12 protein-coding genes and 2 pseudogenes are annotated in these 13,411 nt (G+C 66.6%); 6 read left to right on the top strand and 8 right to left on the bottom strand.

All coding sequences use genetic code 11. The annotated features are described in order from the left end of the window. The first annotated feature begins 216 nt into the window (after positions 1-216). The 3 genes and pseudogenes from M2351_RS32995 to M2351_RS32985 form a co-directional block, all read left to right on the top strand. On the top strand, positions 217-1,425 hold the full coding sequence (locus M2351_RS32995; protein WP_264660218.1) for an NAD(P)/FAD-dependent oxidoreductase: 1,209 nt from the start codon (positions 217-219) through the stop codon (positions 1,423-1,425). Positions 1,426-1,545: 120 nt separating this feature from the next. Continuing rightward, positions 1,546-2,076 carry a YkgB family protein gene (locus M2351_RS32990; protein WP_264660217.1) on the top strand — a complete coding sequence of 177 codons (531 nt, stop codon included), beginning with the start codon at positions 1,546-1,548 and terminating at the stop codon, positions 2,074-2,076. A 555-nt stretch (positions 2,077-2,631) separates the two neighbouring features. Continuing rightward, a pseudogene (locus M2351_RS32985) lies at positions 2,632-3,219 on the top strand (transposase); the annotation flags it as partial. A gap of 27 nt (positions 3,220-3,246) precedes the next feature. Here the strand turns inward: M2351_RS32985 and M2351_RS32980 are convergent. Next, a complete protein-coding gene (locus M2351_RS32980) occupies positions 3,247-4,953 on the bottom strand; it encodes a recombinase family protein (RefSeq protein WP_319801955.1) in 1,707 nt (568 codons plus the stop codon). Between the two features lie 492 nt (positions 4,954-5,445). On the opposite strand from M2351_RS32980, the pseudogene M2351_RS32975 reads away from it, so the two are divergent. Further along, positions 5,446-5,985: pseudogene (locus tag M2351_RS32975) on the top strand (transposase); the annotation flags it as partial. Between the two features lie 419 nt (positions 5,986-6,404). Here M2351_RS32975 and M2351_RS32970 read toward each other — a convergent pair. Continuing rightward, a complete protein-coding gene (locus M2351_RS32970) occupies positions 6,405-7,235 on the bottom strand; it encodes a hypothetical protein (protein WP_264660215.1) in 831 nt (276 codons plus the stop codon). Between the two features lie 95 nt (positions 7,236-7,330). On the opposite strand from M2351_RS32970, the gene M2351_RS32965 reads away from it, so the two are divergent. Beyond that, the gene (locus tag M2351_RS32965) at positions 7,331-7,489 is read left to right on the top strand and encodes a hypothetical protein (protein WP_264660214.1); all 159 of its coding nucleotides are present in this window, start codon (positions 7,331-7,333) and stop codon (positions 7,487-7,489) included. Positions 7,490-7,748: 259 nt separating this feature from the next. Here M2351_RS32965 and M2351_RS32960 read toward each other — a convergent pair whose 3' ends face one another. The 6 genes from M2351_RS32960 to M2351_RS32935 form a co-directional block, all read right to left on the bottom strand. Continuing rightward, positions 7,749-9,227, bottom strand: coding sequence for a sensor histidine kinase (locus tag M2351_RS32960; RefSeq protein ID WP_264660393.1), 1,479 nt, complete (start codon positions 9,225-9,227; stop codon positions 7,749-7,751). Positions 9,228-9,229: 2 nt separating this feature from the next. Beyond that, on the bottom strand, positions 9,230-9,766 hold the full coding sequence (locus M2351_RS32955; protein WP_264660213.1) for a molybdopterin-dependent oxidoreductase: 537 nt from the start codon (positions 9,764-9,766) through the stop codon (positions 9,230-9,232). Positions 9,767-9,923: 157 nt separating this feature from the next. Beyond that, a complete protein-coding gene (locus tag M2351_RS32950) occupies positions 9,924-10,214 on the bottom strand; it encodes a hypothetical protein (RefSeq protein ID WP_264660212.1) in 291 nt (96 codons plus the stop codon). Next, the gene (locus tag M2351_RS32945) at positions 10,211-11,140 is read right to left on the bottom strand and encodes a tyrosine-type recombinase/integrase (protein WP_264660211.1); all 930 of its coding nucleotides are present in this window, start codon (positions 11,138-11,140) and stop codon (positions 10,211-10,213) included. The genes M2351_RS32950 and M2351_RS32945 overlap by 4 nt, the downstream gene beginning before the upstream one ends. Positions 11,141-11,370: 230 nt before the next feature. Then, the gene (locus M2351_RS32940) at positions 11,371-11,766 is read right to left on the bottom strand and encodes a type II toxin-antitoxin system VapC family toxin (RefSeq protein ID WP_264660210.1); all 396 of its coding nucleotides are present in this window, start codon (positions 11,764-11,766) and stop codon (positions 11,371-11,373) included. After that, positions 11,766-12,026, bottom strand: a complete 261-nt coding sequence (locus M2351_RS32935) for a type II toxin-antitoxin system VapB family antitoxin (protein ID WP_264660209.1) — start codon at positions 12,024-12,026, stop codon at positions 11,766-11,768. Before M2351_RS32935 ends, M2351_RS32940 begins: the two co-directional genes overlap by 1 nt. A gap of 262 nt (positions 12,027-12,288) precedes the next feature. Here M2351_RS32935 and M2351_RS32930 point away from each other — a divergent pair, with 262 nt between their 5' ends. After that, positions 12,289-13,257: an IS5 family transposase gene (locus tag M2351_RS32930; protein ID WP_264660208.1), complete on the top strand. Its 969-nt coding sequence runs from the start codon at positions 12,289-12,291 to the stop codon at positions 13,255-13,257. The last annotated feature ends 154 nt before the right edge of the window (positions 13,258-13,411 follow it).

Below are 13,411 nucleotides of genomic sequence, written 5' to 3'. Positions count from 1 at the left end.
GCATCCGTTGCCTCCCGCAGATCGTCGGATGCGCAGCCCTCTCATCATCCGGGGCGCTCCCCGAGGTCGGGCAAGACGCCCGGTAGAGCCCGCGGCGGTCAGCCGTTCCACGCCATCAAACCAATCCTTCTCGGTGTTCTGCCGGACATGCCGAGAAAGCCGTCGAGCGGATGCTCGACTCAATGCCTTCTCGTCCGGCGAACAAGGAGAAGTCCCATGACCAAGAGGATACTCGTGGCCGGCTCGGGTTTCGCCGGCATGTGGGCCGCCATCTCGGCCGCTCGTGCCGTCGCGATCGCGGGCCGGGAGCAGGACATCGAGGTGACCATCGTGTCGCCAAGCGCCAACTTGACGGTGCGTCCCCGTCTCTACGAAGCGGTCCTTGAGAATATGAACCCCGACATCGCACCACTCCTCGAAGCGGTTGACGTGCGGCACGTCGCGGGGCTGGTGCAGACGATCGATGCCGGCGCCCACCGCATCGAGGTTGAGCGTGTCGACGGCACGCGGACGCGGCTGCCCTACGACAAGTTCGTGCTGGCCACCGGCAGCCGTCTCTTTCAGCCGCCAGTGCCGGGTTTGCCGGAGTACAGCTTCAACGTCGATCAGCTGGCGAGCGCCCGCGCGCTCGATGCGCATCTGAAGTCGCTGGCAGACCGGCCTGAAACGGTTGCGCGCAACACGGTCGTGGTGGCCGGAGGCGGCTTCACCGGCATTGAGACCGCGGCCGAGATGCCGGAGCGCCTGCGCGCGGTTCTGGGCAGCGCCGCCGCCGTCCGCGTTATCGTCGTCGAGCAGGCTTCCCACATCGGCCCCGACCTTGGCCCAACCCCGCGGCCGGTGATCGAGGAGGCGCTGGCCGAGTGCGGCGTCGAGACCATCACCGGCGCGGCGGTCGCCGCGATCAGCGCCGATGGCGTCGTCCTCTCATCCGGCGAGCGCATCGCGACGAACACTGTCGTCTGGACCGCCGGCGCGCGCGCCAACCCGCTCGCGGCCCAGATCGAAGGGGAGCACGACCGCTTCGGCCGCGTGGTCGGCGATGCCTTCCTCCGCGCCGGAGCGGTGGAGGACGTCTTCGTCACCGGCGATGTCGTGCGCGCCGCGACGGACGACCTCGGCAACGTCACGGCCATGTCGTGTCAGCACGCCATGAGCCTCGGGCGCGTTGCCGGCCACAACGCCGCCGCGGAACTGGTCGGATTGCCACTGCACCCGTACAGCCAGCCGAAATACGTCACCTGCCTCGACCTCGGCCCGTGGGGCGCGCTCTTCACCGAGGGTTGGGACCGTCAGGTGCGGCTGACCCGCGAGACCGGCAAGGCCGTCAAGCGGGAGATCAACACGCAGTGGATCTACCCGCCGGCGGCCGACCGCAACGCAGCCTTCGCCATCGCCAACCCGGACCATGTGATCGTCCCCTGACGCGGACCGCCCTCCCCTTCGTCGGGAAGGGCATCGTCCCGGGCAACGCCACGTCCATACGCACATCCATGCCGCGGCCACAGGGCGCACCGCCCGGCGCGGCCCAAACAGGAGAACACCATGTCTGATACGCCTTTCCACACCGTCACGGCCAACACGAGCCTCCAGGCCCGCGCCGCCGCCCTCGATCTGGTCGACCGCTACGGCACGACCCTCACCACGGCGGGTCTCTACGCCTCGCTTGTCGTGATCTATGCCTGGTTCGGCGGCATGAAGTTCACGGCCTATGAAGCGGAAGGCCTGACGGTCCTTGTCGGCAACAGCCCGTTGCTGAGCTGGGCCTCATCCATCCTCGGCGTCCGGGAATTTTCCAGCTCCCTCGGTGTCCTCGAACTCAGCATCGGCGCCTTGATCGCGGCCAGGCTCGTCAACCCGCTGTACTCGCTCGTCGGCGGCGTGCTCTCGGCCGGGCTATTCGTGACGACGCTCAGCTTCATCGTGTCGACCCCCGGCGTGTTCGTGCCGGAACTCGGCTTTCCGGCACTGTCGGTCGCGCCCGGCCAGTTCCTGCTGAAGGACGTCGGCCTGCTCGCCCTCTCGCTCTGGATCGCCGTCAATTCGTTCGCCGCGCTCCGCTCGCCCCGCGCCTGACCGGCCGGCCTTGTCGCAGCGCATTTGAGCCCAGCGCCAAACTCCAAGGTCGTGGGCCAGGGCTGGAACCGGCCTTGAGTCTTCCGAACCGCATCGGGTTTCCGGAAGGCCCCGGTTTCTGGTCCTGTCCCACGAGATGGTGTAGGAACTGTGGGGAACCGTAATGATTTGTCCCTCCAGTCCGACAGCCACGGCTCCCCGCATCACGGCTCGGGACACAATCCAACAACACCCGATGGCGCCCTCCGGCATGCGCGCCAGCACGACCTGCAATACATTTGAATGACATCCGGTTCCGAGAGATGATTTCTTCGCATACATTGAGGTGATCGGCGCGCCCCTTCGCACTCTTCCTGCAAATTTCTTCACGAAGCATTGTTATCCGCACAACAGTGGCCGTGTCGGGCAGTCGCCAAAGATTGAGAGCATGTTCGTAGCAGAGGCGTCCCAGCCGGCGCTGGGCGGAATGCTACTTTAAGCTGAACAGGAGTGTTGCGGCGGGGATTGGTCTGGTAGCTCTGTGGGCTTCATTCTGACCGCCTGGAGCCGCATTCTATGGGCACTGCCGTTCGTCCCGCAAGCACCACCCCGGCCTCCTGGGACGCGTTCTCGGACGTCGAGGCCTTTGTCGAGGAGGTGCTGGTTGAACTGACGGCGATGGCGAGCGACGGCGCGCGTCCAGCCCGCCGCGGGCCCAAAGCGTCTCTCGCCGGATCCGCGCTGCGCAAGGCGATAATGGCCATCTGGTGTGTCGGCTACTGCGGCATGCAATGGCGGGCCATCGGTCAGCTCTCGGGCATGCCCTTTGGCACGCTGTACACGCTGTTCGCCCGGTGGACCCAGCTCGGCCTGTGGCGCCGACTGCTCGACCGCTTGCGGCGGACCTGGCGCGTGGCCTGCGGCGACACGGTGGAGCCGAGCGCGGTGGTAATCGACAGCCGCACCTGCCCTTCGGCCCCGACTTGCTTCGCGCGCGGCGTGGACGGGGGTAAGAAGATTCGCGGGGTGAAGATCAGCATCGCCGTCGAGAAGTACGGGATCCCGCTGGCGATCGACGCCTCGCCGGCCAACGTGCACGACACCAAAGGCATCGTGCCGGTGCTGCGCCAACTCGCTGGCCGCGGCTTTCAAGGACCGGCCATCGGCGATCTCGGCTACCGCGGTGAGCGCCTAGCCAAAGCCGCGGAAGCGCTCGGCATTACCGTCCAGCCGATCGCCCGCGGCCGCCACGGGGTATTCATCCCCACCGAAATCGCCTGGGTCGTGGAAGTAGTCTTTACGCAATTGACAAAACCGGACGTGCTCGCTTTCCGTGCTGGTGGGCAGCACGTAGCGGATCTCAACATCAGCATCGGTAACGACGACACGGTCGATGAGCAGCAATACGAGTTGCCGACGCTGCTCGAAGGTCGCGGCGGCAAGCCCGTGCTGGACACGCGTGCGGAACGCCTCCAGTGACGCTGCCACGCCGGCCAGATGCTGCTGGCGCGCGGCATCATTGCGCAGCAGCTCCTCCTGGCTAGCCAGGGCCTGTATCTGCTGCTCCCGGTCACGCCGCCGTCGCTCATACTCATCGAGCGGAATGACCGCCCGTAGATAGGCGTCGGTGAGCCGCTCGAGCTGCTGGCCGAGGTGGGCCTGGGCGCGGTGCAGCGTCTCGCGACGCGCGAGCAATTCCTGCGGCAGCCACGCCCCGCCATGGGCGCGTGCCACCGCGGCGGCGAGCGGTTCCGGTTCCCTCAGCAAGGCGCAGAGATCGTTCCAGACCACCTCGTCGAGCTGGTCAGCCGGGATAGAGCGAGCGGGGCAGCATGCCGCGCGGGACGCGCTGCTCCTTCGCCCCTTCCCGGTGCACACATAGTAGGAGGTCCGGCCATTGGCCACCCGCGCCGTGCAGGCCATGCCGCAGCACCCGCAGCTCACCAGCACGCGCAAGAGGTACGGGTGGGCGGTGTTGTTCCGCCGCGCGAAGGAGCGGTTGGTGGCCAGCTTCGCCTGGACCTCGTCGAAGTGCGCTTGGCTGACCACGGCGGGGACCGGTCCGACCGGGATCCAGGTGTCGGCGGGTTGCGGCACCGCCGTGTCGTGTGACCGGCCGATGGGGTGCGTCGCCGAGCGCCGGTGCGTGGGTGGGCGGCAGCGCGTGCGTTGCGCATAAACCTGCCCGGTGTAAGTCGGGTTGCACAAAATCCCCCGGATCGTCGGGCCGGACCAGCACGGTTTGCCCGAGGGGGTGGGTACGCCGCGCGCATCGAGATGGCGGGCGAGGTCCATCAGCGAGGTGCCCGGCTCGCGGTATAGGGCAAACAGCTCGGCCACGACGGCGGCCTCGGCCGGCTCGAGGGTAACACCACGCGGGTCGCGCGGCCGGTCCGGGTGCAGGCGATAGCCGTAGGGCGGATACGTCCATGGCAGCAGCAGACCGGCGCGCAGCTTGGCCAGCCGGCCGCGGCGCATGCGTTCGGCAATCAGCGTCCGCTCGTACTCCGCCACCGCCCCGCGGATCTGCAGCAGCAGATGGTCATGAGGGTCATCGCTCATCGGCCGGTCCAGAAACTCGGCGATGCAGCCAAACCGGGCCCATTCCTCCAGCAACACCATCTGGTGCACGTCGTTGCGCGCCAGACGGTCCGGCGCGGTGACGAGCACGCGGTCACACTCGCGGCTCTTCACGGCGTCACGCAGGCGGTCGAGCCCCGGGCGCGCCAACGTGGCGCCGCTGTAGCCATCGTCGCGGAAGACATGGCCCGGGTCGAGCACCCAGCCTTCGGCCGTGTGTGCGTGCACATGCGCGGTCAGGCGCTCGAATTGCTGCTCAATGGTCTGGTGGTCGACTTGGTGGCTGGTCGAGACGCGACCATAGATCGCTACGCGCATGACACACCTCCGGCCGGATCGGGGGCGCCCACGTCGGGGTTGGCGCCGGTGCGGTCATCGCCCACTGCAGAAGGAGTTGATCGGCCCGGTCCCAACGCTGCTGACTGGTTGGCGTCGACACACCGGTGCGCCGAACGCGCCAAGGACACCGCTTTTGCCGCCGCATCCTTCCCTCCTTGGTGAGTGACCTCACCGCAGAGGTAGGACACAACCGCCTCCCACCCGCCGCCCCGCACGTGTGACAAGCTCAGCTGAAGATGCCCTGTGCGCGTCAGGCAGAACTTGTCATTTGTGATTAGACCATTGAGCGCTCCTTCAGCTGGATCAGCCGCTACCGGCGATTGAACACCATCGTCGAGCGGACGAAGGAGCACCTCGTCGCTTTCGTCCAGATCGCCTTCATCTCCATCCTCTCCAGGCGCCTGCAGCGCCTCGCGCCCCAGGGGCTCAGCGCGTGATCTCTACGAACAGACACTCAGCGGCCCGGGCGAGTGGCTGGTCGAGAAGCACGGTTCCAAGACGCGCCGCTCCTGGCGCAAATTCCACGTCGGCGTCGATGCCGGCACGGGGCAAATTGTCGCTCTGGCGTTGACGGCGCCCGATGTCGATGACGCCTCGCAAGTCGGCCCTCTGCTCGATCAGATCACCGCCCCGGTGGAGCGGCTGATCGGCGACGGCGGCTACGACCGAACCGACGTGTACGCAGCCGTGTCCGCCCGCCACCCGGAAGCGGCGGTGATCGCCCCACCACGCCGCGATGCGACCCTCAGCACCACCGCGGAGGCGGCGCCGACCCAGCGCGACCGCCACCTTCTGGCGATTGCCGCGACCGGCCGCATGGCTTGGCAGCGAACGTCCGGCGACAACACGCGGGCCAAAGCGGAGGCGGCGATCGCGCGCTACAAACAGGTCATTGGCGACCGCCTGCGCGCCCACAGCGACGATGGGCGGTGTACCGAGCTCATGGTCGCCGCCAACCTGCTCAACCACATGTTCGGTTTGGCACGCCCGAGCTATGTCCGCGTCTCTTGAAAAGGCCGGGAAAACGGGCGCAGTCCGTCACCGCTCGCCTCGATGCACCACGCTGGTGGAAGCAGCCACCGTACAGCTTGTGGGTTTCCGGAAGGTTGCCGAGGGTGTCGAGCACGGGCTTGGGCATAGGGCGCATGCTAAACCGAGAACGAAACAGGAACAAGCTTGTGCCATCTTGATCCATGTCAATTTCCAGGTTCGAAGATGAGAACGGAGCGGCACCAATCAGCGGCCGATCGGACGCCGAAAGGGCCACCCGGACGGGGGTGGCCCTTCGTGGCGTCGCGACATTTCCGCTTGCTTGGAGCAACGCATGATCTGACGGCACGGATGCAGCTTGGTTTGCTGGGGTCCGCTCCGCCCCCTCGGGTAGCCGTCACCGCGAACCTAACTGCCCATACCACGTGCCACAAATGACATTACCGCGGCAGCGCCGTCCCCAGGACCGGTGCCCTGTCGGGCTCGTGCCCAGGCCGCCACCAGAACCGCTGGCCGTATTCCTGCTGGGCCTTGTTCTCTATCCGCGCGAAGGAGTCCCAAAAGCCGGGATCGAGTAGCGCCTGGACGTTGTCTATGATGGCGCGGTCGGTGACCAAACGACTGTACCAGAGGTTCGAGCCCGGCAGGTTGCCGCGGATGAACCGGAGCACCTCTGCGCCGTAGTGGCTTGGCTGCCCGTCCATGATCTTGCGATAATCGGGGATCGCCAACCGGGCCACATCGACAGCGAGGCCGAACACCGGGCCGGCCATGGTGATCGCCAGCCCTTTCATGTTGCGGTCGAGGCCGGCTTGCAGGAAGTCGCCGAAGAGGCCGGCGCCGCCAGCCTGCATGTAGGCCGCTCCCCAGAACCGCAGGTCATCCATCCGGCGCGGATCCTTGCCGGTGATGATCTGCCTGGCCTGGATGGACATCGCGCCGGCCACGGTCAGCAGAGTGGACATCGCGGCGAAGCTCGCGACCTTGCCGGGCGTGGCGTCGATGGAAGTGCGGGCAAGGTGAGTGGTCGCCATCGTCACCGAGAACGACTTGAACAGCCAGAAGGACCGCGCGACCTCCCCCCAGAAGGTGCCGCGGGGAACGCCGCCGCTGGTCAGCTGGCGAACCCGGGCGTCCGGCTCCAGCACGGCGAACGCGCGTTCCTGGAGGATCGCCTCCATCAGCTTTTCCCCGAAGGAGCGGTCGGACACGTTGGCCGGGTCGAAGAAGCGCGCGCCGCCGGCCTCGACCAGCGGCGCGGCGCGGATCACGTCCCATTCCGCCGCGCGGCTTGGAAACGCCCGCCAGGGGCCGGGCGGCTTGGTCGGCGACGTGCCCCATCATCTCCAGTGCCCAGGCGTTCTTGATGCCGTTCGTCCACGCGGACATGCCCTGCACGCGGGTGATGAAGAATGCCATTCGCTCCATGATCTTCGATCCGATGGTCTCGTCGTTGAAACGACAAACGCCCAGGGCGGCGTCCATCACGGCGCGCGAGACGATGCCCATGCGCAGGGCAAGCTGACGGTCGCCATCCTTCGCGATCTGCTTCACCGCCGAGGCGATGAAGCGCGTGACCAGCATGCCGTTCGCCGCCGCCGCCCACCCCGCCGTGACGGCATCGGCGGGAATGGACGAGAAACCCAGCCGGGCGGCCGTCTGCCAGGACCGGAGCCCACCGAACAGCCCAGCCCAGAACTCCGACCGCGCCTTGCCCAGCCGGCCGGACAGGGCGTCTTCTGCTGTTTGTTGGTGGCCGGGCATGCGCGCATCGCCCGGCGGTCTCACGGTGTGGTGTGTAGGCTGAGCGTTGAGGCGCCGCCCCGCTCCGCCGGGAAATGCATGGAAGTCCGCGTGCCCTCGCCCACCGCACTCTCGATGACAAGTTTTCCACCATGGGCCTCCATCAAACTCTTGGCGATGCTCAGGCCAAGCCCGGTGCCCTGGAAACGGCGCGCGGAACTGCTGTCGGCTTGATAGAACGGCTGCGTCGCCTTCGCGACCTGCTCTGCGGTCATGCCAATGCCCCGGTCCTGCACGCCGATGACCAACCCTCCATCCGGTGCGATCTCGGTGTCGACCAGGATCGGGGTTTCGGGCGCGCTGAACTTCACGGCGTTGGACAGCAGATTCAGCAGCATTTGCCGCAGCGCCTGTTCGTCCACCTGCAGCACCGGCCAGACGGCCCGGGGTTCCATCGCGATCGACCGGCCTTGCCCCGACGGTGTTCCGAGCATCATCGCAATGGCGGCACGGATGGCCTTTTCCACGTCGACCGGTTCAAACCGAAGGTTGATGTGACCGGTTTCCATTTGAGCGAACGACAGGATGTCGATCACCAAGCTCAGCATGTGCTTGGCGCTGGCAAGAATGTACCCCGCGTATTGCGTGTGCTCCTGGAGCGTGACGACAGGGTTCTTCGGCCGGGCGGCCACCCGGGTCCGCGGCTGGACGTCATCCTGGATCAGTTCGGAAAAGCCGATGATGGCATTGAGCGGCGTGCGCAGCTCGTGGCTCATGGTGGCCAGAAAGCGCGTCTTGGCCTGACTGGCCTCCTCCGCCTGGGCGGCCGCAACCCGCAGTTCGCTGGTCATGGTCTCCAGCCGGCGATGCGCCTGCCGGATCGTGCGGTTTTGAATCACCAGAAGCGTGATGAGCAGCATGCCGCAGACCGCCAAGCCCATGGCCAGAGCGGTGAAGAGCCAATGCAGGAAGAGCAACCGATCCTGGCCCCGGTCGACCTGCTCGCCGCCGAACTGGTTCGCGGCGGATGCGAACGCGGTGAGTTCGCGGTCCACGGCGCCCAAAACGCTAAGGGCGGTTATCGCCTTTTCCGCCGCGGGGGCCGGACCGGCGAGCAGGGCCGTCACCCGGTCGAGCGCCGCCTCAAGACGATCGATGGTCTTTCCGTGCTGAGGGTAGCGGTCGCTGAAGGCCGACGCTTGGCCATCTCCCAACACGCTGATGCGGTTGCGAACGATGTCGATGCGCAGTTGAACTTCGTCGCCGTCGATGGCCGAGCCCGGCAGAGCGCTCGCCAGAATGCGCTGCTCCAGGCGCGACACCTCGCCGACCGCTTGGCTTGCGGCCCAGGCGAAGTTGTAGGGCGACGCGCTGCGCAGCGTGTCGCCATAGTTCAGCACCAGCAGGGACAAATACGCCGCCGCCAAGCCGAAACCGCAGATGAGAACAGCGAGCGCGGCGCTCAGGCGATGGGACGATTGCCCCGCGAACCAGCGCCGACCGCGCTCAAGCCAAGGCATCGTCACTGGATGGCAAGTCGAACAACCTGCCAGACCGACCGGCTGTAATACTTGCGCTTCTTTGCTTCGGGGTCGTGGTCGAAATCGTAGACGATGCACAGGGGCCCCTTGTCGCTGACCGGCATATACCGTCCATCGCGCTTCAGCGCGAGGATGACCTGGCGGTTGCGGACATCCTCCATGGGAATTTCACCGCTGTAATCGTTGAGCGCGGTCGCGACGATCGTCTCGCCGCGCGCCCCGAGGCGTTCCATGAGCCGTGCCAGGGGGGCGCCCTCAAACGTCACCGGCTCCTTGTACCAGGGCGTTGTCGTCGTGAACGACACGGTGCCGAGCGCCTCGAGCGACGCGCGGTCGAACGCGGCCAGGGCGCCCCGATTGGTCACGCTGATGTGGCCCGAGACGGTAAGGATTGGCTTTTCCACTGGAGTGGGGAGGGGATCAGCCCAAGCCGGAGCGGCGAGGCCGATCAAAAGCGCGCCGACGACGCGGAGAAAAACCTTACGGGTCATGCGGGAATGGCGGTTCAGGGGCAGCATGGGGGCAGTGTTCATGATTGCATTCGAGCGCAATAATAGTGAAAATTAATTAACCGAGTGACGCCTTTTTTGACAGTGGTGACGCGCGATATAGGACCTGAACCGAGGACGAGCAACACTCCGGGCAGTTACTCGCGACTTCTTCTGGATTTTATGTTTATTCACCGCAAAGTTCAGATATCGACGATCCCGAGATGGCGCCTCGTTCGGTGAAAGCATGCTTCGTTCCGTTTCGCTTATCATTGAACACGCGGTGATTGATACGCAGCGGCTCGCAAGTTCTCAGCCCTATCGGCCAAAGAGAATCCTTGGCGTGGGCGGTTTCGGGCGGGTCACGGAGAACGCCGTACCGCTCCACATAGCCGCACAAACGCTCAACAGACTTGAGGACATCGGCGCGGCCCTTCAGCCAGGTCCGGCAGGTCTGGAGCGAGGTCGGCCGCGTCATCCCCTGCCCTGCTTACCGGCGAGTTGGGCCATGGCGCCTTGCTTGGGGACGATCTTTTCGGCGTAGCGGGCCGGCATGGTGGGACTTTTCCAGCGGCCCGCCTGCTGGATGGCCGGCAGGCCGAAGCCGGCGGCGGTCAGACCCTGGGCCGCCCCGACCCGCAGGGAATGCCCCAAAACGAGGGCTGGGTCGAGTCCGGCGGCTTCGGCACGGCGTTTGAAGATCTCCGAGATGCGGCGGCCCGGGTCGGGGCCGCGCACCGCGAGCGGCCCGAGCACGGTTCCCGTCTTGCCGACCTGCAGCCAAAGGACCTCGGCGGAGGCATCCAGGCGGGCCAGGATGCGCTCCAGCGCGGTCCGCCGGCGCTCTCCATTCAGCACCCTGCCCTCGCGCATGGCGGCGGACAGCGTGCGCAGGGCGTCGCGGGCGGATTTCATCTCGGCCTGCAGGGCGTCGGCGCGGGCGTCGAGCCAGGCGCTCACGCGGCGGACAGTGTCAGGAGCCAGCCAGCCATAGGTCCCCTGCCCTTCCTGGTCGGTCTTGGAGCGCGCCAGATACAGGAGGCCGGTGCCGTCGGCGTCGACCTTGATGTCTTCGGTGCGCAGCGTCACGAGTTCGCCGCGGCGCAGGAGCGAGTCGTAGGCGACGGCCAACAGGGCGGCGTCGCGGAGATCCTCCAGGAGGCACGGGGCGTCGCCGATCTCCACCAGGATCAGGTCCAGCTGCGCGCGGCCAATCCCCAGGGCCTGCGACTGGCGCGTGCCCTTGCACCGGGACAAGGCTTTCATCTTCATCTGCACCGGTGCGGTCTTCGTCGGGTCGGGATGACCGTGCGCGCGGTGCAGCCAGGAGAGCGAGGACAAGCGCCGGGCGAGGGTGGATGCTGCGATCCGTTGCCCCGTGCGCGGGTTGGTCCGGGCGGCCAAGTCGGCGATAACCGTCTCCGGGCTGGCCGGGAGGGAGACCCGCTTGGCGGCGATGCACCGGCGGATGAAGTCGTCGGTGTCGGCGCGGATGGCGCGCTTGGTATTGGGAGCGAAGGCTTCCTCGGCGGCGGCCAGGGTGTCGCGGACACGGCCTGCGGGGGTGGCCGGGATGGCGGAGACGGCGGACGGGGGCTTGGCTCACGGCGCATGCCCGGGATTGCCGGCGGCTCTCATTGCAGCGCCTCCAAAGCGGACGTCAGATCGGTCAGTGGAAAGTCGTTGCCTTTGAACAGCAACGATTCGTTGGTGGCTTTGGCCAGTGCGTAAGAGAAGCAGTCCCCGTAGTTCAGGCCGGCTGGGTGACGCCCCTTTCCGAAGCGCAGGAAGGCATCGCGGGCGAGCCCGACCTGGGTGGCGTCGACCACCACGACCTCAAAGGCATGATCGGCCATCCAGGCCGCCAGGGTGGCGTCATTGCCGAAACGGGCAATCGCTACGATGGAGCATTCCAGTACGGTAGCGGCCGAGATCAGCCGGACGTCGGCAGCGCCGATGGCGCGGGCATAGCGCGCGGCGTCGGGCTCGGCAAGCAGGATGGCCATGATGGCCGAGGTATCGACCACCATCAGTGGGGCAGCCCGCTGTCGTCGTAGCCGAGGATGTCGTCCGGCGCGCGCGGATCGAGAACGGGCTGGGAGGCGAGTTCGCGGTGCAGCTGGGCCATGCGAGCCTCGGCGTCGTCGGCGCTGCGGACCCGGCGGGCGCGCAGGCGCTGCGCCTCCCGGCGCAACAGCTCCAGGACGAGCTGCGAGGCGCCCTTGCCGGTCGCTGCCTTCAACTCGGCCAACAGGGCGTCCGCCTCGCGGTTCTTGATGTTGATGGACACGGCGAACCCTACAGAACGAGAAGGATGTTTCTGCATAACGTAGGCAAAATTCGGCCGGATGGCAATGTGGCCGTAGAGTAGATCTGACCAAAAATTTGCGAGGAAAACTGCGAGGTCGTAGGAAATTCGGTTGAGTAGATTGGTTTAGAAAAAGAGGTGTTCTGGTTAGAAGGGCGTTGGTGCAGCGAGGTTCGGGATTGCCGGTCCTGGGTCATCGTGTAGAAGGGCGCCTCTCTTGATTCCCGGATTGGTCAGCCTCGGCATGCCGAACAAACACAACGACGCGCGGCGCCATCACATCCCGAAGATGCGGTTCAAAGTAACGAATTGGGCGTCGTACGAAGCCGGACTGCGCCGGCGCGGCAGTCTGACGCTGTGGGTCAGCGACGCGGCGATCGCCGCCTGGCGAGCGGCGTCGCGGACGACGCCCGGTGGGCAAGCGCGCTACTCGCAGACGGCTATCGAAACAGCCCTCATGGTCCGCTTGGTGTTTCATCAGCCGCTGCGCCAGACCGAGGGGCTGCTCGGCTCGTTGCTGGATCTCCTGGGCGTGGACCTGCCGGTTCCCGACCACACGACGATCAGTCGCCGGGCGGCGCGCTTGACGCCGGTGTTGGCCACGGCCCTGCCGACGGGCCCGGTCACGCTGGTGATCGACAGCACCGGCTTGAAGGTCTACGGGGCCGGCGAGTGGCACCGCGACAAGCATGGCGTGCGCGGGCCGCGGACCTGGCGCAAACTCCATCTCGCGGTGGATGCCGCCAGCAGCGCCATCGTCGCGGCCACGCTGACCACCACCAGCGACGGGGACGCCTCCCAGGTCGGACCGCTGCTCGACCAGATCAGTGGCCCCATCGACACCGTCATGGCTGACGGCGCGTACGACGGCGAACCGATTTACCAGACCATCGCCGCCCGGGATGCCGGGGCTCGGGTGATCATCCCCCCGCGCGCCACGGCGGTCGTGAGCGAGGCCGCCACAACCGCCCCGACCCAGCGGGACCGCCACATCCAGAGCCTGGCCGAGCACGGGCGCTCAGGCTGGCAAAAGCAAACCGACTATGGCGAGCGGGCGAAGGCGGAAACCGCGATGGCGCGTTACAAGCGCATCCTCGGCGACCAGCTGCGTGCACGCACGTTGCCCGGCCAACGAACTGAAGCCGCCACCGGCGTCATCATCCTGAACCGGATGATCGATCAAGCACGCCCGAACTCCGTCCGCATCGCCTGATCAAAGGTCGTGTCAGGCTTCACTGCGTCTGTGCGGACCTCGCTGCACCAACACCCTCGCTGGCGGAACGGCAGTTCACCCGTGTCGACCCGGATAATCGGAATGTCGCCGCCGAGTTGGAGCGCCGTTGGGAAATGGCCCTCGTAGAACTGCG

Source organism: Azospirillum canadense (genome assembly GCF_025961225.1).
In the GTDB taxonomy this organism is placed as follows: domain Bacteria; phylum Pseudomonadota; class Alphaproteobacteria; order Azospirillales; family Azospirillaceae; genus Azospirillum; species Azospirillum canadense.
The sequence above is the reverse complement of the archived record's forward strand: the minus strand, read 5'-3'. Positions and strand labels throughout refer to the sequence as shown.

What these genes read in the sequence shown, in the direction of transcription:
- M2351_RS32995 (WP_264660218.1), top strand. Translation starts at nt 217, where the DNA reads ATGACCAAGAGGATACTCGTGGCCGGCTCGGGTTTCGCCGGCATGTGG.
- M2351_RS32990 (WP_264660217.1), top strand. Translation starts at nt 1,546, where the DNA reads ATGTCTGATACGCCTTTCCACACCGTCACGGCCAACACGAGCCTCCAG.
- M2351_RS32980 (WP_319801955.1), bottom strand. Translation starts at nt 4,953, where the DNA reads ATGCGCGTAGCGATCTATGGTCGCGTCTCGACCAGCCACCAAGTCGAC.
- M2351_RS32965 (WP_264660214.1), top strand. Translation starts at nt 7,331, where the DNA reads ATGCCGTTCGTCCACGCGGACATGCCCTGCACGCGGGTGATGAAGAAT.
- M2351_RS32960 (WP_264660393.1), bottom strand. Translation starts at nt 9,227, where the DNA reads ATGCCTTGGCTTGAGCGCGGTCGGCGCTGGTTCGCGGGGCAATCGTCC.
- M2351_RS32955 (WP_264660213.1), bottom strand. Translation starts at nt 9,766, where the DNA reads ATGCTGCCCCTGAACCGCCATTCCCGCATGACCCGTAAGGTTTTTCTC.
- M2351_RS32950 (WP_264660212.1), bottom strand. Translation starts at nt 10,214, where the DNA reads ATGACGCGGCCGACCTCGCTCCAGACCTGCCGGACCTGGCTGAAGGGC.
- M2351_RS32940 (WP_264660210.1), bottom strand. Translation starts at nt 11,766, where the DNA reads ATGGTGGTCGATACCTCGGCCATCATGGCCATCCTGCTTGCCGAGCCC.
- M2351_RS32930 (WP_264660208.1), top strand. Translation starts at nt 12,289, where the DNA reads ATGCCGAACAAACACAACGACGCGCGGCGCCATCACATCCCGAAGATG.